The organism is Paenibacillus abyssi (assembly GCF_014640295.1).
Taxonomy (GTDB): domain Bacteria; phylum Bacillota; class Bacilli; order Paenibacillales; family Paenibacillaceae; genus Paenibacillus_D; species Paenibacillus_D abyssi.
The window spans coordinates 58,032-81,564 of sequence record NZ_BMGR01000009.1 but is presented as its reverse complement, the minus strand read 5'-3'; the positions used below and the strand labels follow the sequence as shown (position 1 = coordinate 81,564).

Sequence of the window (23,533 nt, the reverse complement as noted above, 5' to 3'; positions counted from 1 at the left end):
TGATCAGGCCGCAGTTGAAGATCCTCTCCGAGAAGCAGCGCTGAATGAAACAAAGTAAGCGTTGACGATTGTCCTCCGTTACAAGGACCGCGGATTATTGTCCGTGACTAAGGCGCTGATCTGTTTGTTCGTTGCGCGAATGAACGCATCAGAATTAGGGTGGTAACGCGAGCTAACCTCGTCCCTTTTACGGGATGGGGTTTTTTGATTTTTTTATAATCGAAAGGATGGGTTGAACGATGCAGCGCGTAGATGTGAAAGAGCGTGCCCGCACTAGGGAACAACGGATTTTGGAACAATGGAAAAAGGAAGATACGTTTAAGCAGTCGATCGAAAATCGGGCGGGAAAACCAAATTTTGTATTTTATGAAGGTCCGCCAACGGCCAACGGAGCTCCGCACATCGGGCACGTGCTCGGCCGTGTAATCAAGGATTTTATGTGCCGTTATAAAACGATGGCCGGATATCGCGTTGTCCGCAAAGCAGGATGGGATACGCATGGACTGCCGGTTGAGCTTGGTGTCGAGAAGCAGCTTGGCATTTCCGGCAAACAGGAAATAGAGAAATACGGTGTGGAAGAATTCGTGAAGAAGTGTAAGGACAGCGTATTCGAATATGAACGCCAGTGGCGTGAATTGACCGAAGCGATTGCTTATTGGACCGATATGAACAATCCGTACATTACGTTGAACAACGGTTATATCGAGAGCGTATGGCATATTTTGTCCACGATTCACCAGAAGGGCCTGTTGTACCGGGGCCACCGCGTCAGCCCGTACTGCCCTTGCTGCCAGACAACGCTCAGCTCCCATGAGGTGGCACAAGGCTATGAGGATGTAAAAGATTTGAGCGCCACAGTCAAGTTCAAACTGAAGGATCGCAATGAATCGATTCTGGCTTGGACGACTACGCCTTGGACGCTTCCAGCCAACGTTGCGCTGGCAGTGAATCCGGAATTGGTGTACAGCCGTGTTCGCAAAGACGGCGAAGTGTACATTGTAGCGGAAAACCTCGTGGAAAGCGTCATGAAAGAGAATTATGAGACAATCGGAACGGCGAAAGGCTCTGAGCTGGTCGACTTGGAATATGAAGCGCCGTTTAACTATACTGCCGTCGAAAAAGGTCATATCGTCATTGCCGGCGATTTTGTCAGCGATACAAGCGGTACAGGGATTGTACACATCGCACCGGCACACGGTGAGGATGACTACAGAGTGGCCAGGAAAAATGGAATCAGCATGCTGAGCGTAGTTAATTCCGCAGGCCGCTACGTGGATGAAGTCACCGATCTGGCAGGACGTTTCGTTAAGGATTGCGATGTGGACATCGTGAAAATGCTGAGCGAGCGCGGACTTCTCTTCAGCAAAGAACGCTACGAGCACAGCTATCCGTTCTGCTGGCGCTGTAAATCGCCGCTGCTCTATTATGCGACAGAGAGCTGGTTTATCGAGACGACTGCGGTTAAGGACCAATTGATCGCCAACAATAATCAAGTGGACTGGTATCCATCGCATATCCGCGAAGGACGTTTTGGCAAATTCCTCGAGGATTTGGTCGATTGGAATATTAGCCGTAACCGTTATTGGGGCACACCGCTTAATGTATGGGTATGTGAAAGCTGCAAAGGGGAATATGCGCCGCACAGCCATGCAGACCTGCGTTCGAGATCGGTACGTCCGGTAGCCGAGGATTTGGAGCTGCACAAGCCTTACGTCGATGAAGTGCAGCTGCACTGCCCGCATTGTGAAGGCGGCGTTATGACGCGTACCTCCGAGGTTATCGACGTTTGGTTCGACAGCGGCTCGATGCCGTTTGCGCAGCATCACTATCCGTTCGAGAACGAGGAGCGCTTCGGTGAGCAATATCCGGCAGATATTATCTGCGAAGGCATTGACCAGACGCGCGGATGGTTCTTCAGCTTGCTGGCCGTATCCACGCTGTATAATGGTAAAGCGCCTTACAAGGCGGTTATTTCCACCGGTCATATTTTGGACGAGAACGGCCAGAAGATGTCCAAATCCAAAGGTAACGTTATCGATCCTTGGGAGATCATAAATGAATACGGTACGGATGCATTCCGCTGGGCGCTGCTCGCCGATAGCGCGCCATGGAACAGCAAACGTTTCTCGCGCAGCATTGTCGGGGAAGCCAAATCCAAAGTGATTGACACCATTGTCAATACGCATGCGTTCTATGCGCTATATGCAACGATCGACGGCTATGATCCTTCTCAGCATGAGCAGCGCCACTCCGGCAATAAGCTTGACCGCTGGATTCTATCCCGCTTGAACACGCTGACGAAGCAAGTGAGCAAAGGGCTGGAGGTTAATGATTTCCTTAACCCGGCGAAAGCGATAGAACTGTTTGTCGACGAGATGAGCAACTGGTACATCCGCCGTTCGCGTGACCGGTTCTGGGGCAGTGGATTGACGGATGATAAGATCAACGCCTACCAAACGCTGCATCATGTGCTGCTTACGCTGTCGAAGCTGATTGCTCCTTATGCCCCGTTGCTGGCAGAGGATGTATATCAAAATCTTGGCGGCGGACAAAGCGTTCATCTTGCGGACTATCCGCAGCCGGATGAACAGGCGATTGACGAAGCGCTGGAGCGCGATATGGAAACCGCCAGACAAATTGTCGAGCTGGCCAGAAATGTCCGTAACGAGACCGGCATTAAGACACGCCAGCCGCTCTCCGAGCTGATTGTTTCGCTTGACCGCAGCTTTGAACTGGAAGCTTATGAGGAGATCATCAAGGACGAGATCAACGTCAAGACCATCACGGTTGAAACAAACGACAGCGGCTTCGTTGATTTCACTTTGAAGCTGAACCTGAAGGTTGCAGGTAAAAAATACGGCAAGCTGGTCGGTCCGATCCAAGGGTATTTGAAAGCCATGACCGCGGATGAAACACGCGCCGTCGTGCGGAGCGGAAGTTTGAGCTTTACCTCTGCTGAAGGCGAGACGCTTGCGATCAGTACGGATGAGCTGCTTGTTGAAAAGCAGGCCAAATCAGGCTTCGCATCGGCATCGGGATATTCACTGACTGTAGCGCTCAATACCGATATCACGCCTGAGCTTATACAGGAAGGTATGGTCAGAGAAGTCATCCGCGCGGTTCAGGATACGCGTAAAAAACAGGATCTTCCGATTGAGAAGCGCATTAAGCTTACGTTGGATGTAGATGACGAGCTCCTGACTGCATTGAAGGCATTTGAACACGTACTGCACGAGAATGTACTGCTTACTTCAGTTGAATTCGGCCAAACCGGTGATATGGAACGCGTACAGGCAGGAGACAAAACGATTGGAATTTCGATCGGAGAATAAGGTCATCAAGAAACAGAAGAAGTAATGAACGAGCTCAGAAATCGAACCTCCCCAGGCGTTAAGCTGTAATGCCGCTGAGGAGGTTCGGAGCTCGTTTTTTCATTTATTCATTTTCGTATGCTTGAAGCGTCAAATCGCCTTCATTGTGGTCGATATATTCACGGTATTGGCGATTACGGTATACAAACTTATGATTGCCTGTGATGTCCGTTGCCAAAAAGCTTTCCAGCGGTTCGGTAAAGCCTTCATTTTCATCCGCTTCAATGGTTAAGCTGTCATAATCGGCTTCCGGATTTTCAGCCATGGCCGGCGAGTCGGAATTGCCCCATGCCTCGACAATCTGCCAAGCGTCTTCACCGTCAAAGCCGTTATAACTGCTTTGCTGATCCATGCTTGAACGGCCGAACGGCGGTCTGAGAAATGATTCTTCTGCGGGCCTGCGGTCGGATATGTCCTGCCTTGGAGCGTGTTCGATGCAGTACAAGGTATCGGGAACAGCTGCTAAACGCTCATAGGGGATCGGTTCTCCGCATGTTCGGCAGCTGCCGTATTGGCCTTTGTCCATCGCAGATAGGGCGGCATCGATTCTCGCCAAATGCAGATCCTCTTGTTCGAGCAGCGCGATATCTTTGCCCCGCTCATAAATTTCGCTGGCCAAGTCTCCGGGGTGATTATCAACGGGGGAGAGCTCGCCAGTATCATCCCTCAATGAAGAGGCCAGCCCGTAATGCTCATTTGATGAAAGGCGCTGTTCGATCTCCTGTTTTTCCTGAAGAAGCGTGCTTTTCAGATCCGATAATTGCTGATCATTGATGATGTTCATGAATGAATCCCCTTCCTGTCACAGCGGATAACTGTATGAGGGTAGTTTTCGCGGTTGGGCATTGTTTTACAAGCGGTACTGAGTGGTATTGCTGGGAGAATGCAAAGGATCCCCGGATGCTGGTAGTCAAGGTAAACAATATGCTACAATGTTTGGGATAACAGTTGTACAAGTCGGAGGGGAACAGGATTGAAGTATTATTATTATTGGATTGCCCTGGCAGTATTTATTATTGACTACATCACCAAGAAAATGATTGAGACCAATCTTGAAATTGGGGACAAAATCGGAGTGATCGGCAATTTCTTCATCATCACTTCGCATCGGAACCGGGGCGCGGCATTTGGGATTTTGCAGGAGCAAACCCTTTTCTTCATTATCATCACGCTTATTGTTGTAGCCGGTATTGTCACTTACATCTATATGAACCGCAATTCTGGAAAAGTGCTGCTGCTTTCTGCGCTAGGCCTTGTGCTTGGCGGCGCATTCGGTAACTTCCTGGATCGGGCGTTGTATGGCGAAGTGGTCGACTTTTTACAATTTAACTTTGGGAGTTATACGTTCCCGATCTTTAACGTTGCAGATATGGGCATTGTATGCGGTGTCGGGCTCATTTTGCTCGATACGATCAGGAGTATGAAGGAAGAAGCAAAAACAAACAATAATGATAATCCACAGCAGGACGGAGATCTCAATGAACGCAATGAGCAGCAGGTTTAATGAAGAAAGCATGGAATGGACGGTAGCGGAGGAGTTTGCCGGCGAACGTCTTGATAAATATGTAACGGAAAGCCTGGAGGACGGCATGGCCTCCAGAACGCAAGTTCAGGATTGGATCAAAAACGGTCAAGTGATTGTCAACGAAAAAACGGTGAAGCCAAATTATAAGGTATCGGAAGGGGATACGGTCTCGGTTACGATTCCAGAACCGGAATCGGCGGAGATTGTACCCGAAGCGATACCGCTGCAGGTCGCATATGAGGATTCTGATGTGATCGTCATCAATAAACCGCGCGGCATGGTTGTGCATCCGGCACTGGGGCATTCCTCCGGGACAGTTGTCAACGCGCTGATGTTCCACTGCAAGGATTTATCCGGTATTAACGGGATGCTTCGCCCGGGAATCGTTCACCGGATCGACAAGGATACCTCAGGATTGCTGATGGCGGCCAAAAACGACCTTGCACATCATTCGCTGGCTGAGCAGCTGAAGGAGCATACGGTGACCCGGAAGTATATTGCGCTGGCACACGGCAACCTTCCCCATGATCAAGGGACGATTGATGCGCCGATCGGACGCGATCCGCATGACCGGAAGCTGTTTGCGGTAACGGGCCGCAATGGCAAACATGCGGTTACGCATTTCAGGGTATTGGAGCGCTTCGGCGATTATACGCTTATGGAACTGCAGCTGGAAACCGGCCGTACGCATCAGATCCGCGTACATATGAAGTATATCGGGCACCCGCTTGCCGGCGACCCCGTATATGGACGCAGTAAAACAATCGCTCTGAAAGGGCAAGCGCTGCATGCCGCCGTCCTCGGTTTCGAGCATCCAAGAACTGGCGAGCAACTGCAATTCGAGGCGCCGCTGCCTGAGGATATGGAACAAGTATTATCCGCGCTGCGCCAGCGTTAAGCATCTACGCGTAATAGAAAGGCGATAGAAGGAATTAGTGAGAAAGTGCAAACTTTTCGCTAATTCCTTCATTATTTCATTCTCCAAAAAAAGATATGCTTGTAGCAGTTAAGCGGGAGCAATACCCGCCGATTGAACAAGAATTCAAAAAGGGAAAGGTGATTATCATATGGCTAACATCAATCATAATTTCTTAGAGTTGCAGGGCAGCTATCTTTTCTCCGAAATCGCAAAGCGCAGAACAAAGTTTATTCAGGAGAATCCGGATGCGCAAATCATCAGCCTTGGGATCGGTGACGTTACACGCGGACTGCCTGAGGCCGTAACCAAGGCTATGCACGAAGCGGTAGATGAACTGGCGCAAGCGAGCTCCTTCCGCGGTTATGGTCCTGAGCAAGGTTATGACTTCTTGATCCAAGCGATTATCGAGGGAGATTATAAGTCCCGCGGAATCGACATCCAATCGAATGAAGTGTTTGTGAGCGACGGCTCAAAATGCGATGTCGGCAACATTCAAGAAATTTTCAGCCAGGACAGCATCGTTGCGGTACAGGATCCGGTGTATCCCGTATACGTGGATACCAATGTCATGGCTGGGCGTTCCGGAAAATTCAACAAAGAATTGAACCGTTATGAAAACATCTCCTACCTGCCGAGCAGCGCTGAGAATCAATTCAAGCCAAGCCTGCCTGATCGCAAGGTTGATCTGATCTACCTGTGCTACCCTAACAATCCGACAGGGATGACGCTTACGAAGGAAGAGCTCAAGAAATGGGTAGACTATGCGAAAGAAAACAACTGCATCATTTTGTATGATTCTGCTTATGAAGCATACATCCAAGAAGAAAACGTGCCGCACAGCATTTATGAAATTGAAGGTGCCAAAGAAGTAGCAATTGAATTCCGCAGCTTCTCCAAAACAGCCGGATTTACCGGTGTTCGCTGCGCGTACACGATTGTGCCTCGTGAATTGAAAGGACTTGATGCCGCAGGCAATGAGATTCTTATCAATGATCTGTGGAACCGCCGGCATACAACGAAATTCAATGGTGTCTCTTATGTGACGCAGCGCGGCGCTGCAGCGATCTACTCACCGGAAGGCAAAGCGCAAATCGCCGAACTGGTTGACTACTATATGACTAACGCGGCCATTATCCGTGATGGCTTGAAATCACTGGGCCTCGAAGTATTCGGCGGAGTAAACGCGCCTTATATTTGGCTGAAAACTCCTAACGGACTCAATTCCTGGGCATTTTTCGACAAGCTGCTCTCCGAAGCGCATATTGTTGGAACGCCGGGCGTAGGCTTTGGGCAAAGCGGACAAGGCTACTTCCGCTTGACTGCTTTTGGCAGCCGAGAGAATACGGAGAAAGCGGTTGAACGCATTCGTAAAATGAGCTTGTAATAGATAACGGCTACCTATACCAAAATCGTCGACAAATGGCTTGACTTCTTTTGTCGAACATGGGATAATACTTCTAATAAAAGAAGTACCTTTAACTCAGTCCCGTGAGGCTGGCAAGGTAGCGTGAATAAGAAGAGAGTTTCTTGTATGGAATTCTGATGGGTCAAGCATACCGCTTGGCCTATCGGTCTGAATTCAACAAGAAGGCCTCTCATCCGCATGCAAACTCCTTGCGCCTGTCGCAAGGAGTTTTTTTGACGCTAAGGAGCCGGAAGACAAGAAACGAGCATGAATGGTTCAGATCGGAAGGAGGGAGCTTTGGATGAGCGAGGAACGTCATGTCATTATGGATGAGACTGCGATACGCAGGGCTTTGACCCGGATCGCGCATGAAATCTTGGAAAAGAACAAAGGCATCGACAACTGTGTATTCATCGGGATTCGCACGCGCGGCATCTACTTGGCACACCGAATCGCAGAGCGAGTACTGGAAATCGAAGGAAGACCGGTACAGGTCGGCGACCTGGATATCACTTCTTATCGGGATGACCGAAGAGCCGTTTTAAACAGGCCGATTGCAAAAGAAACAGCATCATGTTTAGATATCGATGGCAATCCGTTACTCATTCAGGACAAACGCGTGATTTTGTTCGACGATGTGCTCTTTACGGGGAGAACGATTCGCGCAGCTATGGATGCGTTGATGGATCGGGGACGGCCTCAGCTGATTCAATTGGCTGTTCTTGTTGACCGCGGCCATCGCGAGCTGCCGATTAGACCGGATTATGTTGGGAAAAACGTGCCGACTGCGAAGCTGGAAGACATTGATGTATCGTTATCGGAAATCGACGGGGCAGACCATGTAACCATTTTTCAACAGAGGGGGCAAACCGGGTGACCGTAACACAATTAAAACAACGCAGCTTACTTGGATTGAAGGAGCTTGAACGCGAGGAAATCGAGTCGATATTGGATCGCGCACAGTATTGGGAGAATCATCCTTCTAAAGTCAATGCCATAGCGCCTGGGAAATTTGTCGCCAACATGTTTTTTGAGAACAGCACAAGAACGAGATTCTCCTTCGAAGTAGCGGAGAAACGGCTTGGAACGGAAGTATTGAATTTCTCAGCAGCCGTATCGAGCGTACAGAAGGGCGAGTCCATATATGATACAGTAAGGACGCTGGAGTCGATGGGTATCGATGCAGGCGTCATCCGGCTGAAGCCGATCGGCGTGCTCGCTGAGCTGGCAACAAAAATCAAGGTGCCGCTCATCAATGCCGGTGACGGCAACAATGAGCATCCGACGCAAGCGCTGCTTGATTTGTACACGATGCGCAAGCAGTTCGGTGACTTGAAGGGATTAACGGTTGCCATTATCGGCGATATCCTTCACAGCCGGGTCGCACGCTCCAATTTGTGGGCATTAACCAAATTCGGCGCCAAAGTTGTGTTCTGCGCACCTGAGAATATGCAGTCCGCTGAGCTTGGTGGAACCTACGTTTCGATGGAAGAGGCATTGAAGGCGGATGTCATCATGATGCTGCGGGTTCAACTGGAGCGTCATGAAAGCGGCATGATCAAGTCGGCCGAGGAGTATCGCGAGCACTATGGTCTAACAGTCGAGCGGGCAAGCAAAATTTCTTCCCATTCGATTATCATGCATCCGGCGCCGATTAACCGGAATGTGGAAATCGATGATGAGCTGGTAGAGCATCCGCAGTCCAGAATCTTCACCCAAATGCAAAATGGCGTACCTGTCCGAATGGCGGTTATTGAACGGGCACTGAATTGACCGAATCGCAGCGCCGAGAGGAGATGAAGCAAATGGCTTTATGGGTAATAAACGGAAAAGTATGGAACAAAGAAACCGGCAAGCTGGAAACAAAACACTTACGTATTGAGGACAAACGGATTAGTGAACTTGCAGATCAGCTTCCGGATACAGCAGGGCATGAGGTGATCGATGTACAGGGCAAGCTCCTGTCAGCCGGCTTCATCGATATGCATGTACATTTGCGTGATCCGGGCTTCGAATATAAGGAAGACATTGTTACAGGAACGAAAGCTGCGGCTAAAGGCGGATTCACTACGATTGCTTGTATGCCGAATACTCGGCCAGTTACGGATACGCCGGAGACGATCCGCTATATTTTGGATAAAGCAGCCTCTCAAGGCTTCGTTAAAGTGCTGCCCTATGCAGCGATTACGAAAAATGAGCTCGGTCGTGAGCTGACGGATTTCGCAGCATTAAAGGAAGCGGGAGCGATTGGTTTTACGGATGATGGCGTGGGCGTTCAAAACGCCCAAATGATGAAGGATGCGATGACACTGGCCCAATCGCTTGACATGCCGATCATCGCACACTGTGAAGATGACACGCTTGTCGTCGGCGCAGCCGTGACAGACGGCAAATTTGCCAGAGAGAATGGATTGAAAGGCATCCCGAATGAATCGGAAGCCATCCATGTCGGACGTGACGTACTGCTCTCCGAAGCAACGGGCGTTCATTATCATGTCTGCCACGTCAGCACCGAGCAGTCGGTACGCTTAATCCGGCTCGCGAAGCAGGTCGGCATCAACGTGACAGCTGAAGTATGCCCGCATCATTTGGTTCTCTCTGATGAAGATATTCCGGGAATGGACGCGAACTGGAAGATGAATCCGCCGCTCCGCAGCCCCCGCGATGTGGAAGCGGTCATCGAAGGACTGGAGGACGGCACGCTGGATATGATCGTAACCGATCATGCACCGCATAGCGCAGAAGAAAAAGCGCGCGGCATGCAGCTGGCTCCATTTGGCATTACAGGTTTCGAAACAGCGTTCCCGCTGCTCTACTCGAAGTTTGTCGCAACAGGACGCTGGAGTCTTGGATTCCTGTTACAGCGGATGACGACGGATCCGGCGAGAGTGTTCAGACTGGAAAGCGGACGGCTGGAAGCTGGCGCACCGGCTGATCTGACGATCGTCGACTTGGAAAGCGAGCGTGAGGTTGATCCTGAATCCTTTGTTTCCAAGGGTAAAAATACGCCGTTTGGCGGCTGGAAGCTGCAAGGATGGCCGGTCATGACCATCGTAAATGGCGAGGTTGCATGGTCGGAATAACCGGAAGCGATATTCCAGAATACACACATAAATGAAAAATGAACAGCTAACCTAGGACATAAGGAGTGATACGGATGCAAGCAAGATTGTTGTTGGAAGATGGAACATTGTTCACTGGCCTATCTTTTGGAGCGGAAGCCGAAATGGCAGGCGAGGTTGTATTTAATACAGGAATTACCGGATATCAAGAGGTGCTGTCTGATCCGTCTTACTGCGGGCAAATCGTAACGATGACCTACCCGCTAATTGGTAACTATGGCATTACGCGTGATGATTTTGAAGCCATTCGCCCCTATATTCACGGCTTTGCTGTACGCCGTCATGAGCCGGTGCCGAGCAACTGGCGCGCGGAGTATTCCATCGACAGACTGCTGAAGGAATACGGCATTCCCGGTATCAGCGATATCGATACACGTATGCTGACGCGCATTCTGCGTCATCACGGAACGATGAAAGGCCTCTTGACGACAGGAAGCCAAAGCGTCGAAGAGCTGAAAGAACGTTTGGATGCAACGCCGCTCATGAGAGATCAAGTGGCGCGCACCTCTACGAAGAATGTTTTCTCGAGCCCTGGAAACGGAGAGCGGATCGTGTTGATCGATTACGGTGCTAAGACCGGTATTCTTCGTGAGCTGACCAAGCGCGGCTGTGATGTCGTTGTCGTTCCTCATGATACAACAGCGGATCAGATCCGCCGCTTGAATCCGGACGGTATCCAATTGTCCAACGGCCCTGGGGATCCGAAAGATGTGCCTTATGCGGTAGAAACACTGAAACAGCTGATCGGCGAATACCCGATCTTCGGCATCTGCCTTGGCCATCAATTATTCGCTCTGGCAAGCGGCGCGGATACAACCAGCCTGAAGTTCGGTCACCGGGGCGGTAACCACCCGGTAAAAGAGTTGGAGAGCGGCCGCTGTTACATCACTTCGCAGAACCATGGCTACACCGTGCTTGAAGAATCGGTAAAGAACACAAACTTGACCGTAACGCATATTAACAATAACGATGGAACCATTGAGGGGCTCAAACATAACACCCATCCTGCCTTTACCGTGCAGTATCATCCGGAAGCGGCGCCGGGACCATTTGACTCCAGCTATTTATTCGATCAATTTCTTGAAATGATTCGCGAACATAAACGCAACAACCCGCAAAGACCGCGTCAAGCTCAGCTGTCGGAGACGTTGAAAGGAGAACTGCAATATGCCCAAAAATAATGAACTCAAAAAGATTCTCGTCATCGGATCCGGTCCGATCGTAATCGGACAAGCGGCGGAATTCGATTACGCCGGAACACAGGCCTGCCAAGCGCTCAAAGAAGAGGGCATGGAGGTTGTGTTGATTAACAGCAACCCGGCCACAATTATGACGGATACGAATATGGCCGACAAAGTATATATCGAGCCCATTACACTTGAATTTGTATCGCAAATTATCCGCCAGGAGCGCCCGGACGGCCTGCTGCCTACGCTTGGCGGACAAACCGGCCTGAATATGGCTGTAGAGCTCGCACGTGCAGGTGTACTGGAGCGCGAGAATGTTAAGCTTCTTGGTACCCAGCTTACAGCGATTGAGAAAGCCGAGGACCGCGACTTGTTCCGCGACCTGATGCGTGAGCTGGAGCAGCCGGTTCCAGAGAGCACGATTGTTACTACCGTTCAAGAAGCGGTTATATTCGCGAATGAGATCGGTTATCCGATCATTGTTCGCCCGGCTTATACACTTGGCGGAACAGGCGGCGGTATTTGTGCGAACGAGGAAGAACTGCTGGAAACCGTCGCATCGGGTATCCGCTACAGTCCAATCGGACAATGCTTGATCGAGAAAAGCATTGCCGGCTTGAAAGAAGTAGAGTACGAGGTTATGCGCGATGCCAACGATAACTGTATCGTTGTATGTAACATGGAGAACTTTGACCCGGTAGGCGTTCATACGGGCGACAGTATTGTTGTTGCACCGAGCCAAACGCTGTCTGACCGCGAATATCAAATGCTGCGTTCCGCTTCGCTGAAAATTATCCGCGCCTTGAATATCGAAGGCGGCTGTAATGTTCAGTTCGCGCTGGATCCGCAAAGCTACCAATACTATGTTATTGAAGTAAACCCGCGTGTAAGCCGCTCTTCGGCCCTTGCTTCGAAAGCGACAGGTTATCCGATCGCCAAGATGGCTGCGAAGATCGCAATCGGTTATACGCTGGATGAGATCGTTAACCCGGTTACGGGTCAAACCTATGCATGCTTTGAGCCAACACTGGATTACATCGTCTCCAAAATTCCGCGCTGGCCATTTGATAAATTTATCTCCGCAAACCGTAAACTCGGTACGCAAATGAAAGCGACAGGCGAGGTTATGGCGATCGGCCGGACATTCGAGGAGTCGATTCATAAAGCGGTTCGTTCACTGGAAATCGGTACGCATCGCCTGTATTTGAAAGATGCCACCTCGCTTGACGATGCCGTGCTGCGCACCCGTTTGCAAAAGCCGGATGACGAGCGGATGTTCCTCGTAGCGGAAGCATTCCGTCGCGGCTACCAGCTGCAGGAAATTCAGGATCTAACGCAAATCGACTGGTGGTTTCTTGATAAAATCGAGCAAATCATCCACTTTGAGGATAAGCTGCGCCGTGAGCCAGTCTTGACAAAAGAACTGTTGTATCAAGCTAAACGCAAAGGATTTACAGATCGCGCGATCGCTGAGCTGCGCCGTGAAAGCAATCCAAACGCTGAACTGACACAGGAAGCGGATGTGCGTGCATACCGTCTGGAGCAAGGCTTGAAGCCGGTATACAAAATGGTAGATACGTGCGCCGCCGAATTTGAGGCGACAACACCTTACTACTACTCGACTTATGAGGTTGAGAACGAAGTGATCAAGACAACCAAAGAGAAGGTACTGGTGCTTGGCTCCGGACCGATCCGGATCGGCCAAGGGATTGAATTCGACTACTCTACTGTACATGCGGTCTGGGCGATTCAAGACGCAGGTTATGAAGCGGTTATTATCAATAACAACCCGGAGACGGTATCCACGGACTTCAATACGTCTGACCGCCTTTACTTTGAGCCATTGTTCTTCGAAGATGTCATGAACGTCATTGAGCAGGAGAACCCGATCGGCGTTATCGTGCAGTTCGGCGGTCAAACGGCCATTAACCTGGCAGCTCCGCTTAGCAAAGCCGGCGTACGCATTCTCGGATCCAGTCTGGAATCCATCGACTCCGCCGAAGACCGCAAAAAATTCGAAGCGCTGCTTCGTAAGCTGGACATCGCTCAGCCTTTGGGCAAAACGGTTATCTCCGTGGATGAAGCGGTTGAAACCGCGGACGGCTTAGGCTATCCGGTACTCGTAAGACCTTCTTATGTACTCGGCGGCCGCGCGATGGAAATCGTCTACTCCGACGAGGAACTGCTCAGCTACATGGAGCAAGCGGTAAAAATCAACCCTGAGCATCCGGTTCTGATCGACCGCTACATGCTCGGTAAAGAAGCAGAGGTTGATGCGATTTGTGATGGCGAGACGGTACTGATTCCGGGAATTATGGAGCATGTCGAGCGCGCAGGCGTTCACTCGGGCGACTCGATCGCCGTGTACCCGCCGCAATCGTTATCGGATGACATTAAACAGCAAATTATCGACATCACGATAAATATCGCAAAAGAATTGAAGGTTATCGGATTGGTCAACATCCAGTTCGTTATCTTCCAAGAAAAAGTATATGTGATCGAAGTAAACCCGCGTTCGTCCCGTACGGTGCCTTTCTTGAGCAAGGTAACGAATATCCCGATGGCAAACCTGGCGACCAAAGCGATTCTTGGCACGAAGCTGGCTGATCTGGGATATGTGGACGGCTTGTGGCCGGAAGATGAGTATGTATCGGTTAAGGTTCCGGTATTCTCGTTTGCGAAGCTGCGCCGTGTTGACCCTACGCTGACACCGGAGATGAAATCGACCGGGGAAGTAATGGGCCGCGATGTGCAATATGCCAAAGCGCTCTACAAGGGGCTTGTTGGTGCAGGCATGCGGATTCCGCAATCGGGCGGAATCATTGCTACAATAGCGGATAAAGATAAAGAAGAAGCCACTCAAATTCTTCGTGGATTCTATGAGCTGGGATACAATATCATTGCAACAGGCGGAACGGCCAAAGCGCTGGAGGAAGCAGGGTTGCGCGTCACCCGTGTGAACAAGCTCAGCGAAGGCTCGCCAAACATTCTTGATCTGATCCGCGGCGGCCAAGCGCATTTCGTAGTCAATACGCTGACCAAAGGTAAAACGCCGGAGCGCGATGGGTTCCGGATCCGCCGCGAAGCGGTAGAGAATGGCGTGGTATGTATGACATCACTGGATACGGTGCGCGCACTGCTGAACATGCTGGAGACGATCAATTTCTCCTCGCGCCCAATGCCGATTCTTCAGAAGTAAAGGATAAACGGCCAACGATGGCCGCGCTGCCGGGGACTGCCCGGTAAGCGCGGCGGCGGGTGGCCGTCTTGTATGTCAGGACTCTTAAATCGGACAGGAGATGATCGAACCCATGCAACTGACCCAGGACCAGGCCGCAGGACGTATTATGGTAGCGCTCGATTATCCGGATGCTGCAGCGGCGGAGAAGCTGCTCCGTGAGCTTGCCGGCATTCCGTGTTATATGAAGGTAGGGATGCAGCTGTTCTATGCTGCAGGACCGGCTTTTGTCGCCGGATTGAAAGAGAGAGGCTATCATGTGTTTCTTGATCTGAAGATGCACGATATTCCCAATACCGTCAAAGGCGGCGCTAACAGCATCACGAAGCTGGGCGTCGACATGTTCAACGTTCATGCGGCGGGCGGCGCCAGCATGATGCAGGCTGCACTAGAGGGTGTGGATGCAGCGCTTTCTGGAGGGTCAGGCGTAGTGCGCCCGACCGTTATCGCTGTCACACAGCTGACAAGCACGAGCCAAGCGGTGTTAAACGATGAGATCGGCATCGGAGGCTCAATCGCCGATGCGGTCATCCGTTATGCGAAATTAGCCAAGCTTGCCGGTTTGGATGGCGTTGTCGCTTCACCGCAAGAGGTAACCGCGGTAAAAGAAGCGTGCGGTTCAAGATTCAAGACAATCACGCCGGGCATTCGTCCCGCTGGAGCAGAGGTGGGCGATCAATCGCGTATTATGACACCGCGCCAAGCGATTGAGCAGGGTACCGATTTTATGGTTATTGGCCGTCCAATTACAGCTGCAGCGAATCCCCGCGCGGCTTTGGAATCTATAATAGAGGAGCTGGTAGTATGAGTACCATCACACTTGCACAATTACCGAAGGAAATCGCTAAGAGCTTACTAGAGATTGAAGCTGTCGCGCTTCGTCCGAATGAGCCGTTCACTTGGACATCCGGACTGAAGTCGCCGATCTACTGTGATAACCGGTTAACGATGTCATTTCCGGCTATCCGCGACATGATCGCAGAAGGCTTCGCGACGGTCATTCGTGAGCAGTATCCGGATGCGGAAGTTATTGCCGGAACCGCAACGGCGGGTATTCCACATGCTGCATGGGTAGCACAAAAGCTTGGCCTGCCGATGGTGTACATACGCGATAAGGCAAAAGGCCACGGCAAGCAAAATCAGATCGAGGGCAAGCTTACCCCAGGTCAAAAGGTCGTTGTCATCGAAGACCTGATCTCCACAGGCGGAAGCTCCTTGAAAGCGGCGCTCGCTGTTCGCGAAGCCGGCGGAGAGGTAAAGGCTGTTCTTGCTATCTTCACGTATCAATTTGCCGCTGCGGCTGGAGCCTTTGCTGCGGAATCCATTCCACTGGCGACATTGTCCAACTATTCAGCGCTTATCGAAGTGGCTGAGGAAATCGGCAAGGTGAAAAGCGAGGATGTCGCGGTGCTGCAAGCTTGGCGAGAAGATCCGCAATTGTTTGGGAAATAAATAATATAGTTATAAGGCGTATGCTGCTGTAAAAGGCGGTATACGTTTTTTTATATCTATGGAAAGTTTTTCTTGTAAGTTTATCGAATGGGTGGTAATATATGACATCAAACGGAAGGGTTTCTAGGGATCCGAGGTTTAGCTGTAAATGAAGGCTGGACTGATCGAACCAAGCGAAACCGGCGCGTAATCGATCGGATTATCGTTACACCGTAGGGATAAAAGACCTTCGGCAAGTTCCGCCTTCACGGCGGCACAAGCTGAAGGTCTTTTTTACTGTACCAAAGTGAAGAATTGGGTGAGAGGAGGAGACGATGGGCATGTATGCATTAGAAGTGCAGAAGCTAACGAAAACGTTTGCCGTCAAACAAAAGAAGGCGGGGTTTAAAGAAAGTGTGCGATCGCTATTTAAGCCCCAGTGGCAGGTGAAGGAAGCGGTCAAAAATGTGGATTTGCTCGTCAAGCCGGGCGAAACCGTCGCCTTTCTAGGGCCGAACGGAGCGGGAAAATCAACGACCATTAAGATGCTGACCGGCATTCTTCATCCTACGTCGGGGGATGCCCAGGTGCTCGGCTGCAATCCTTGGAAGGAGAGAGGGCGTTTGGCGTTTCGCATCGGAACGGTATTCGGGCAAAAGTCACAGCTGTGGTATCACCTGCCGCCAGCGGATTCCTTTGAGCTGATGAGCCGCGTATATGAGCTGCGGCGATCGGATTATCTGATCCGCCGCGACCTTCTGATCGAGCGCTTCGAGCTGGGGGCTCATCTCCAGACTCCTGTCAGAAAGCTATCGCTGGGCGAGCGGATGCGCTGCGAGATTGCCGTTGCTTTCCTGCACCGCCCCCAGCTGCTGTTTCTTGATGAACCGACAATTGGACTGGATGTCATCATCAAGCAGCGGATCAGGGAGCTGATTGCGGAGTTGAACCGGGAAGAGGGAACAACGGTTTTTCTTACGTCGCATGACCCCGGCGACATTGAGCGGTTGTGTAAGCGGGCCATCATTATTCACCATGGCGGTGTGATTCTGGACGATCCGGTTGACCGGCTGAAGCGTGAGGTGTTGAAGTATAAGACGATCCGCTTGAAGCTGAGGGAGCAAGAGCAGCAAGCGATGAGCTTTCGTATGGACGGAGTAAGCGCAGCTTATGAAGATTCATGTACGATCCTTTTGTCGGTTGATACGAATGTTACTCGCATTGAAACCGTGCTGGCGTTTATCGTGGAGCATTATACGCTGGAGGATGTAACGATTGAGGATCCGCCGATGGAGGAAGTAATCAAGCATATATATGCTTCCGAAAAAGCAAATCTGCTGCTGGGAGCTGAGGGCGAATGAATAATCGGCTGCTGCTGAAATGGAAAAAGTACGAGGCCGTCGGGATCATTACACTGCGGCACCAATTTGCCTATATCACTGATCTTTTGCTGCGCTCCGTATTTCTATTGCTCATCCTGTATATCTTTATTCAATTATGGCAGGCCGCTTATCAAGGGGATGCGGATGCCGTCATCGCCGGATTTTCGCTGCAGCAGATCATCTGGTATCTCGTGTTCGCTGAGGCCATTACGATGGCAAAACCTCCTATAGGAGCAAAAATAGAAGAAGAGGTAAAAAGCGGGGATATCGCGGTAAGGCTTATCCGGCCTCTCTCTTATGTCGGGTTTCACTATATGTCCTACATGGGTGAGGCTACGCTCCGATTTTTTATCCATCTTGCGGTTGGCAGCAGCATTGCGCTCTCTTTTATGGGGGCACCCGAATTCGGGTCCGGACTCGCGGCGCTGTTCATGCTCAGTATCGGCGCTTTTACCGTCGCATTTATGCTGCATATGATCATTGCGCTGTTCGCCTTTTGGCTGGAGGAAACAAGAGGATTGGAGTTCGTGATGCAGAAGCTGCAGTTTACGGTCGGAGGTATGCTGCTTCCGCTGGAGATGATGCCGGAGTGGCTGCAGCGCATATGTGCCTGGCTTCCTTTCCAGACTGTCCTGTATTTTCCCGCAAAAATGGCTGTAGCCTATGATGCAAAACTGCTCATTCCCTATTTGGCCATACAATGGGGTTGGGTCGTTGTGCTGGCTGTCGTTGTCATCATGACATACCGCACGGGGGTGAAGAAGCTGCATGTTAACGGAGGATAATCGGCGCTTTATGCGTAAATCTACAGCATCAGGGACCTTGCGGTACCTGCTGACCTGCTGGAAGCTCAATGCGGCCGGAGCGATGGAGTTCAGATTAAGTTTTTTTCTGACAGCGGGAATGATGTTTATTAACAATTGCATTTGGCTGGTGTTCTGGGGCATCTTCTTTACGAAATTTCCGGTTGTGAATGGCTGGGAGCTGCGTGATGTCATGTTAATGTGGGCTGTTGCAGCCGGCGGGTTCGGTTGGGCGAATATGCTGTTCGGCAATTTTACACGTGTCGCTGCGATCACGGCTGCCGGGCAGCTTGATGTGTATTTAACGCAGCCCAAGCCGGTGCTGCTGAGTGTGCTTGCCAGCCGAATGTCGCTCATGGCCATTGGCGATTTTATGTTTGGCTGGGTGATCTATGGCCTTGTGGGCGACCATTCCCTGCGTGGACTCGCATTGTTCATGCTCGGTTTGTTGATCAGCGGACTGCTGATTATGTTCTTTACCTTGGTGGCCAACTCGTTGGCATTTTATATCGGAAATGCAGAGGGGCTCGCTTTTCAGGTGTTTAATGGTTTTCTTGCCTTGACGACTTATCCAACCGATATTTTTCGCGGCGGGGTCAGGATCATCTTGTTTACGCTTGTACCGGCGGGCTTTATCAGTTACATCCCGATTGGGCTGCTGGGCGGGATACAAGACTCCTTCCTCATCGGTGCACTTGGTATAACAGCCCTTGTGGCCGGAATAGGCATCGCATTCTTTTATCATGGACTTCGCCGATATACATCGGGAAATCAGTTGGGAATACGCAGTTAATAATGGGTATACATGTTTTGCCTCCGTCTGCAGACGGAGGTTTTTTCCATTCCTGGGACTGTTATTTGGAGTTGAATCATGCATTATAGTGGATTTATATGATGATTATTGATGTGAGGGGGAGAAGGACGATGAATTCAGGGCAAGCAATGGTACTCCAAGTGGACCGACTGCGCAAGTCGTTCGGCAGCGTTGTGGCAGTGGACGGGATCAGTTTTGACGTCGCGCAGGGCGAAGTATTTACAATCATCGGTCCCAACGGGGCCGGTAAAACAACGACGTTGGAAATGATCGAAGGGATGCAAAAGCCTGATGACGGAACCATTACAATTCTCGGGGATAGCTGGAGCAGCAGAGCGAGAAGCATTAAAATGCGCATCGGGGTTCAGCCGCAATCGAGCGCTTTGTTCGACCTGCTGACGGTGGAGGAGAACCTTGATGTGTTTGCTTCTTTTTATGAACGGCAGCGTCCGGTTGAAGAAATCATGAGACTTATTAATTTAACCGATCACCGCGATAAACGTGTGAAGACACTGTCCGGAGGCCAAAAGCAGCGCCTGGCGATCGGGCTTGCGATGGTTAATGATCCGGAAATCATTTTTTTGGATGAACCGACAACCGGGCTTGATCCGCAGGCGCGGCGCAACATTTGGGATATTGTATTGAAACTCAAAGAACTCGGAAAAACAACAATCCTGACTACCCATTACATGGAGGAAGCGGAAAAGCTCAGCGATCGAGTATGCATCGTGGATCAAGGAAAAATCATCGCGATTGATACGCCAAAGGCCTTGATCGGCAGATTGACGAAGGAGCGGGAAATTCACCTGACCTTCACCGGCGGAGCAGCTCAAGCGGCGGAAGCCGAAGGGATTGCACGGACAACTGAAGCGGTAACAAGCGTAAGTCGTGACGGTGAGCATTTGATTGTCTGCTCGACCAGACCAGAGCAAACCTTATACCGTCTCTTCGGTTACACGACGGAGCAAGAGGTACAGGTGGAACAGGTATCGATCCGTGAAATGAGCTTGGAGGATGTGTTCATTGCATTCACAGGCAAAGAGTGGAGGGATTAAACGATGAACAAGCATGGAAAGCAATTTGCCAAGTTGTTCAGCACCCATTTCAAAATGACCTTTCGGGAGAAGCAGGTCTGGTTCTGGTCGATCTTCTATCCCGTGCTGCTTATGGTCATCTTCATGATTATTTTCGGTGGAGGCTCAAGTGACAGCTTTTCCGCTAAAATCGCGTTGGTAGAGCCGCAGGGCAACCCGTTGTCACAAGGGTTGAAGCAGAGCTTTGAACAGGTTGATGTATTTACGATCATGGACGATCAGCCGGTCAGCCAAGACCAGGCGGAATCATGGTTAAAGGATAAAGAGATCGATGCGGTCATTGTACTGCCGGCTTCGGTGACAGATACGGAAGTCGGACTGCTGATGAACAAGGAGAGTCAAAATTCGACTTCCGCACAAGCGATAAACGGTATATTGAACAACATGGTTCTTCAGGCCAATCTGATGGGTCAAAATGCTGAGGATCAGCTCCATGTAACGGCGGATTATATATCCTCGGGCAGTGAAAAGCTGGAATATACTGATTTTATATTAACAGGGATGATCGCGTTGGCGATATCGCAAGCGGGACTGTTCGGTATGGTTGGCATGGTGGAAATGCGCCGCAACGGACTGCTGAAGCGGTTGATGATGACGCCGGTGAGCATGAGGCTGTTCGGGATTAGCAACATGGCTGTTCGATTTATTCTCAGTGCAATTCAGATCGTACTGCTTGGCCTGATCGGTGTGGTGGCATTTAAAGCGAATCTGGATATTAATCTTTTGTCGCTTCTTTTCATTTTCATCGTCGGAACGCTTTCCTTCGCAGGCTTCGGCTTTATGATTGCAGCGTAGAGCAAATCCATCGACAGCTATTTTGGCATCTCCAACCTGATTAGCTTCTTGATGATGTTCCTAAGCGGAATTTTCTTTGACCTAAGCATGCTGCCCAGCTATATCAAGCCGCTCTCCGTTGTAATGCCGCTCACCTATTTTGCAAATGGCATTCGGGACAGCATGGTATATGACATTGGAATGAGCGGTGAATTCTGGATGAACATTGGCATACTTGCCGTCTGGGGGATTGTTACCTTCCTCATCGGCTCGAAATTCTATAATTGGAAGGCAGAGACGCGCTAATGGCGCGTTTTTGTGTTTCGAATTCACCACGAACAGATCTCCCGCCATTAAGTCGGTGGCAGCGGTTCTGCTAGTTCAGGAAGAATAATTAGAAAAATGAAAGACTTTATGAAATATTTATCATTTTACGGGTGCAACATTGTAACTTTTCTCATCTGTACGCCGTCTAAACGGTATAGTGAGCTGATGGTAAAGGAGGGCCCGGAAGTGAGATGGCATGGTGGAAAAAGAACCTAGGAAAAACAGCTGCTGTTCAAGAAAAGCAGGCGTCACAAGAAAAGGATGAAACTGACCGGTCTGAAGAACAGGCAGAATCCACCGCTCGGAGCAGCCAATCCTCAGCTCAGAGCGGGATCGCCGCGCTGCCGGAGAATGAAGCGACAAGTCATGGTCCTTTATTAGTTGTATCCGGCGTCGAGCGGACCTTTCAGGTGGGCGGCCAGCCGCTGCATGTACTCAAAGGCATACATATGCAGCTCGAACATCAGCAATTGGTCATGCTTCGTGGGCGTTCAGGATCAGGAAAAACAACGCTGCTCAACATGATCGGAGGGCTGGATCAGCCCACCCGGGGCGAGATCTGGTTTAACGGCCTGTCTTTCCATAAGCTGGGCGATGGCAAACGGACGATGGTGAGGCGCAAGGATATGGGGTTTATTTTTCAGGCCTTTGCCTTGATGCCTTTGCTGTCCGCTTGGGAAAATGTCGAGCTGGCCCTTCGCATGGCGGGAGTTCCGCGTTCCCTTTGGAAAGCCAGAGTTACTGAGGTGTTAGAGCTGGTGGGTCTAGGAAAAAGAATGCATCACCGCCCGTTTGAGCTTTCAGGCGGCGAACAGCAAAGGGTGGCCATCGCCAAAGCGATCGCGCATCGTCCCCGTTTGCTGCTGGCGGATGAGCCGACTGCGGAGCTGGACACCCAAATGTCGGCACAAATTATGGCCGTATTTCAAAACATTATTCAATCTGAAAACGTGACAATTTGCATGACAACGCATGATCCTACGATTTTGGAGGTTGCAGACCATGTCTACGAAATGGTGGACGGAAAATTCGTCTAAATCACAGTTAAAAGACCGGCATGGCCAGGCAAGTCCGCCGGTACAGCGAAGAAAATGGTTAAAGGGCGCAATGGCGTTCATGCTCTGCGTATCACTTATTACAACAAGCGGCTGTGCACTGCTGCCGGCAGAAGAGGAGGAGGAACAGCTTCCGGCGATCACGCCTCCTCAAATTTCCCAGAAGCCGGAGTATGAAGTGACCACTGCGACGCTGGAAACGAGGGTTCCGGGGAATGGCAAGCTGATTTCCCAAAAGGAGGAAACGTTATTTTTTACCCTTGAAGGGAAGCGGCTTAAATCGTTCGAGGTGGAGCTGGGCCAGCAGGTGTCCGCCGGACAATTAATCGGAGAGCTGGATGTGGACGATATGCAGAAGGATCTTCGGATGCAGAAGCTTCAGTACCGCACCTCCGAAATCCAAATGAAAGAAACGCTTCGCAAACGGGATGAGATGGACCCGGTTGAATTGGAGCAGGCGATGATATCTTTCGAAGAAGGCCGCCAGAAGATCGCGGATCTGGAAGCTGAGATTGCTAAAGCGAGACTGGTTGCTCCGTTCTCGGGAACGATTGTTTCTTTAACGGTGAAAAAGGGAGATCAGATCAAAGCCTATGATCCGGTCGTTATCTTGGCGGATACGAACCAGCTTCTCGTTGCGGCAACGATCTCCAAGGACAGAATCGCTCAGGTTGCAGTAGGGATGCCGGTTGTTGCGGAGATCAGCAATGCCGGAAGATTTAACGGGAAGGTCAAACATTTACCTTTGGCTACGGATGATGCCGATAACGGCGGCGGCCAAAATCCGGGAGAAGGCGGCAATCCGGGGGATTCGCCGGAAAATTACTTGATCGTAGAGCTGGATGAAATGCCGGAAGGCTTGAACCGCGGAACGCCGCTATCCATCAATATCATTACGAAAAAGAAGGAGAACGCGGTTGTGATTCCGCTCGCGGCCTTACGCACGATCGGCTCGCGTACTTACGTACAAGTGGTGGACGAAAACGGAAAAAAAGAAGTCGATGTCGGAATCGGACAGCAAACGTCTACGCAAGTGGAGATCCTTGAAGGACTAACGCCGGGACAGAAAGTCGTAGGTCGATAACG

18 protein-coding genes, 1 pseudogene and 1 other annotated feature (1 of these 20 running past the window's edge) are annotated in these 23,533 nt (G+C 50.7%); of the genes and pseudogenes, 18 read left to right on the top strand and 1 reads right to left on the bottom strand.

From position 1 onward, the window contains the following. Positions 1-189, top strand: a binding site (T-box leader) (it extends 71 nt beyond the left edge of the window). Positions 190-254: 65 nt separating this feature from the next. Further along, complete coding sequence (gene ileS / locus IEW11_RS14380) at positions 255-3,332, top strand: isoleucine--tRNA ligase (RefSeq protein ID WP_373289330.1); 3,078 nt, start codon at positions 255-257, stop codon at positions 3,330-3,332. Between the two features lie 103 nt (positions 3,333-3,435). On the opposite strand, the gene IEW11_RS14375 is transcribed toward ileS, so the two are convergent. Then, a complete protein-coding gene (locus IEW11_RS14375) occupies positions 3,436-4,155 on the bottom strand; it encodes a TraR/DksA C4-type zinc finger protein (RefSeq protein WP_188531753.1) in 720 nt (239 codons plus the stop codon). Positions 4,156-4,344: 189 nt separating this feature from the next. Between IEW11_RS14375 and lspA the strand changes: the two genes are divergently transcribed. The 17 genes and pseudogenes from lspA (at position 4,345) to IEW11_RS14285 (ending at position 23,531) form a co-directional block, all read left to right on the top strand. After that, positions 4,345-4,875 (top strand): signal peptidase II, encoded by a 531-nt coding sequence (lspA, locus tag IEW11_RS14370; protein WP_188531752.1) that lies wholly within the window; start codon positions 4,345-4,347, stop codon positions 4,873-4,875. Beyond that, the gene (locus tag IEW11_RS14365; protein ID WP_373289329.1) at positions 4,859-5,794 is read left to right on the top strand and encodes an RluA family pseudouridine synthase; all 936 of its coding nucleotides are present in this window, start codon (positions 4,859-4,861) and stop codon (positions 5,792-5,794) included. The genes lspA and IEW11_RS14365 overlap by 17 nt, the downstream gene beginning before the upstream one ends. 169 nt (positions 5,795-5,963) lie before the next feature. Further along, entirely contained in the window at positions 5,964-7,199 is a 1,236-nt protein-coding gene (locus tag IEW11_RS14360) for an LL-diaminopimelate aminotransferase (protein ID WP_188531750.1), read from the top strand. Positions 7,200-7,521: 322 nt separating this feature from the next. After that, positions 7,522-8,097, top strand: a complete 576-nt coding sequence (gene pyrR / locus IEW11_RS14355) for a bifunctional pyr operon transcriptional regulator/uracil phosphoribosyltransferase PyrR (RefSeq protein ID WP_188531749.1) — start codon at positions 7,522-7,524, stop codon at positions 8,095-8,097. Beyond that, positions 8,094-8,993 carry an aspartate carbamoyltransferase catalytic subunit gene (locus tag IEW11_RS14350; RefSeq protein ID WP_188531748.1) on the top strand — a complete coding sequence of 300 codons (900 nt, stop codon included), beginning with the start codon at positions 8,094-8,096 and terminating at the stop codon, positions 8,991-8,993. The genes pyrR and IEW11_RS14350 overlap by 4 nt, the downstream gene beginning before the upstream one ends. Positions 8,994-9,025: 32 nt before the next feature. Then, a complete protein-coding gene (pyrC, locus tag IEW11_RS14345) occupies positions 9,026-10,303 on the top strand; it encodes a dihydroorotase (protein WP_188531747.1) in 1,278 nt (425 codons plus the stop codon). Between the two features lie 74 nt (positions 10,304-10,377). Further along, positions 10,378-11,523: a carbamoyl phosphate synthase small subunit gene (locus IEW11_RS14340; protein WP_188531746.1), complete on the top strand. Its 1,146-nt coding sequence runs from the start codon at positions 10,378-10,380 to the stop codon at positions 11,521-11,523. Continuing rightward, complete coding sequence (gene carB, locus IEW11_RS14335) at positions 11,510-14,728, top strand: carbamoyl-phosphate synthase large subunit (protein ID WP_188531745.1); 3,219 nt, start codon at positions 11,510-11,512, stop codon at positions 14,726-14,728. Before IEW11_RS14340 ends, carB begins: the two co-directional genes overlap by 14 nt. A gap of 112 nt (positions 14,729-14,840) precedes the next feature. Then, the gene (gene pyrF / locus IEW11_RS14330; RefSeq protein ID WP_188531744.1) at positions 14,841-15,575 is read left to right on the top strand and encodes an orotidine-5'-phosphate decarboxylase; all 735 of its coding nucleotides are present in this window, start codon (positions 14,841-14,843) and stop codon (positions 15,573-15,575) included. Further along, positions 15,572-16,219 carry an orotate phosphoribosyltransferase gene (gene pyrE, locus IEW11_RS14325; protein WP_188531743.1) on the top strand — a complete coding sequence of 216 codons (648 nt, stop codon included), beginning with the start codon at positions 15,572-15,574 and terminating at the stop codon, positions 16,217-16,219. Before pyrF ends, pyrE begins: the two co-directional genes overlap by 4 nt. Before the next feature lie 320 nt (positions 16,220-16,539). Next, complete coding sequence (locus IEW11_RS14320) at positions 16,540-17,559, top strand: ABC transporter ATP-binding protein (RefSeq protein WP_188531742.1); 1,020 nt, start codon at positions 16,540-16,542, stop codon at positions 17,557-17,559. Continuing rightward, the gene (locus IEW11_RS14315) at positions 17,556-18,365 is read left to right on the top strand and encodes an ABC transporter permease (protein ID WP_188531741.1); all 810 of its coding nucleotides are present in this window, start codon (positions 17,556-17,558) and stop codon (positions 18,363-18,365) included. Before IEW11_RS14320 ends, IEW11_RS14315 begins: the two co-directional genes overlap by 4 nt. Before the next feature lie 10 nt (positions 18,366-18,375). After that, positions 18,376-19,176 (top strand): ABC transporter permease, encoded by an 801-nt coding sequence (locus IEW11_RS14310; RefSeq protein ID WP_188531740.1) that lies wholly within the window; start codon positions 18,376-18,378, stop codon positions 19,174-19,176. 131 nt (positions 19,177-19,307) lie between these two features. After that, on the top strand, positions 19,308-20,252 hold the full coding sequence (locus IEW11_RS14305; protein WP_229725291.1) for an ABC transporter ATP-binding protein: 945 nt from the start codon (positions 19,308-19,310) through the stop codon (positions 20,250-20,252). A gap of 3 nt (positions 20,253-20,255) precedes the next feature. Then, positions 20,256-21,371 (top strand): annotated as a pseudogene (locus IEW11_RS14300) (ABC transporter permease). Positions 21,372-21,583: 212 nt separating this feature from the next. After that, the gene (locus tag IEW11_RS14290) at positions 21,584-22,429 is read left to right on the top strand and encodes an ABC transporter ATP-binding protein (RefSeq protein WP_188531738.1); all 846 of its coding nucleotides are present in this window, start codon (positions 21,584-21,586) and stop codon (positions 22,427-22,429) included. Next, positions 22,395-23,531: an efflux RND transporter periplasmic adaptor subunit gene (locus IEW11_RS14285; RefSeq protein WP_188531737.1), complete on the top strand. Its 1,137-nt coding sequence runs from the start codon at positions 22,395-22,397 to the stop codon at positions 23,529-23,531. The genes IEW11_RS14290 and IEW11_RS14285 overlap by 35 nt, the downstream gene beginning before the upstream one ends. Positions 23,532-23,533: the final 2 nt, after the last annotated feature.

Bases quoted from the DNA above. Each gene is read 5' to 3' on its own strand.
- IEW11_RS14375 (WP_188531753.1), bottom strand. From the start codon at position 4,155: ATGAACATCATCAATGATCAGCAATTATCGGATCTGAAAAGCACGCTT.
- IEW11_RS14365 (WP_373289329.1), top strand. From the start codon at position 4,859: ATGAGCAGCAGGTTTAATGAAGAAAGCATGGAATGGACGGTAGCGGAG.
- IEW11_RS14360 (WP_188531750.1), top strand. From the start codon at position 5,964: ATGGCTAACATCAATCATAATTTCTTAGAGTTGCAGGGCAGCTATCTT.
- pyrR (WP_188531749.1), top strand. From the start codon at position 7,522: ATGAGCGAGGAACGTCATGTCATTATGGATGAGACTGCGATACGCAGG.
- pyrC (WP_188531747.1), top strand. From the start codon at position 9,026: ATGGCTTTATGGGTAATAAACGGAAAAGTATGGAACAAAGAAACCGGC.
- IEW11_RS14340 (WP_188531746.1), top strand. From the start codon at position 10,378: ATGCAAGCAAGATTGTTGTTGGAAGATGGAACATTGTTCACTGGCCTA.
- carB (WP_188531745.1), top strand. From the start codon at position 11,510: ATGCCCAAAAATAATGAACTCAAAAAGATTCTCGTCATCGGATCCGGT.
- pyrF (WP_188531744.1), top strand. From the start codon at position 14,841: ATGCAACTGACCCAGGACCAGGCCGCAGGACGTATTATGGTAGCGCTC.
- pyrE (WP_188531743.1), top strand. From the start codon at position 15,572: ATGAGTACCATCACACTTGCACAATTACCGAAGGAAATCGCTAAGAGC.
- IEW11_RS14320 (WP_188531742.1), top strand. From the start codon at position 16,540: ATGTATGCATTAGAAGTGCAGAAGCTAACGAAAACGTTTGCCGTCAAA.
- IEW11_RS14315 (WP_188531741.1), top strand. From the start codon at position 17,556: ATGAATAATCGGCTGCTGCTGAAATGGAAAAAGTACGAGGCCGTCGGG.
- IEW11_RS14310 (WP_188531740.1), top strand. From the start codon at position 18,376: ATGCGTAAATCTACAGCATCAGGGACCTTGCGGTACCTGCTGACCTGC.
- IEW11_RS14305 (WP_229725291.1), top strand. From the start codon at position 19,308: ATGAATTCAGGGCAAGCAATGGTACTCCAAGTGGACCGACTGCGCAAG.
- IEW11_RS14290 (WP_188531738.1), top strand. From the start codon at position 21,584: ATGGCATGGTGGAAAAAGAACCTAGGAAAAACAGCTGCTGTTCAAGAA.
- IEW11_RS14285 (WP_188531737.1), top strand. From the start codon at position 22,395: ATGTCTACGAAATGGTGGACGGAAAATTCGTCTAAATCACAGTTAAAA.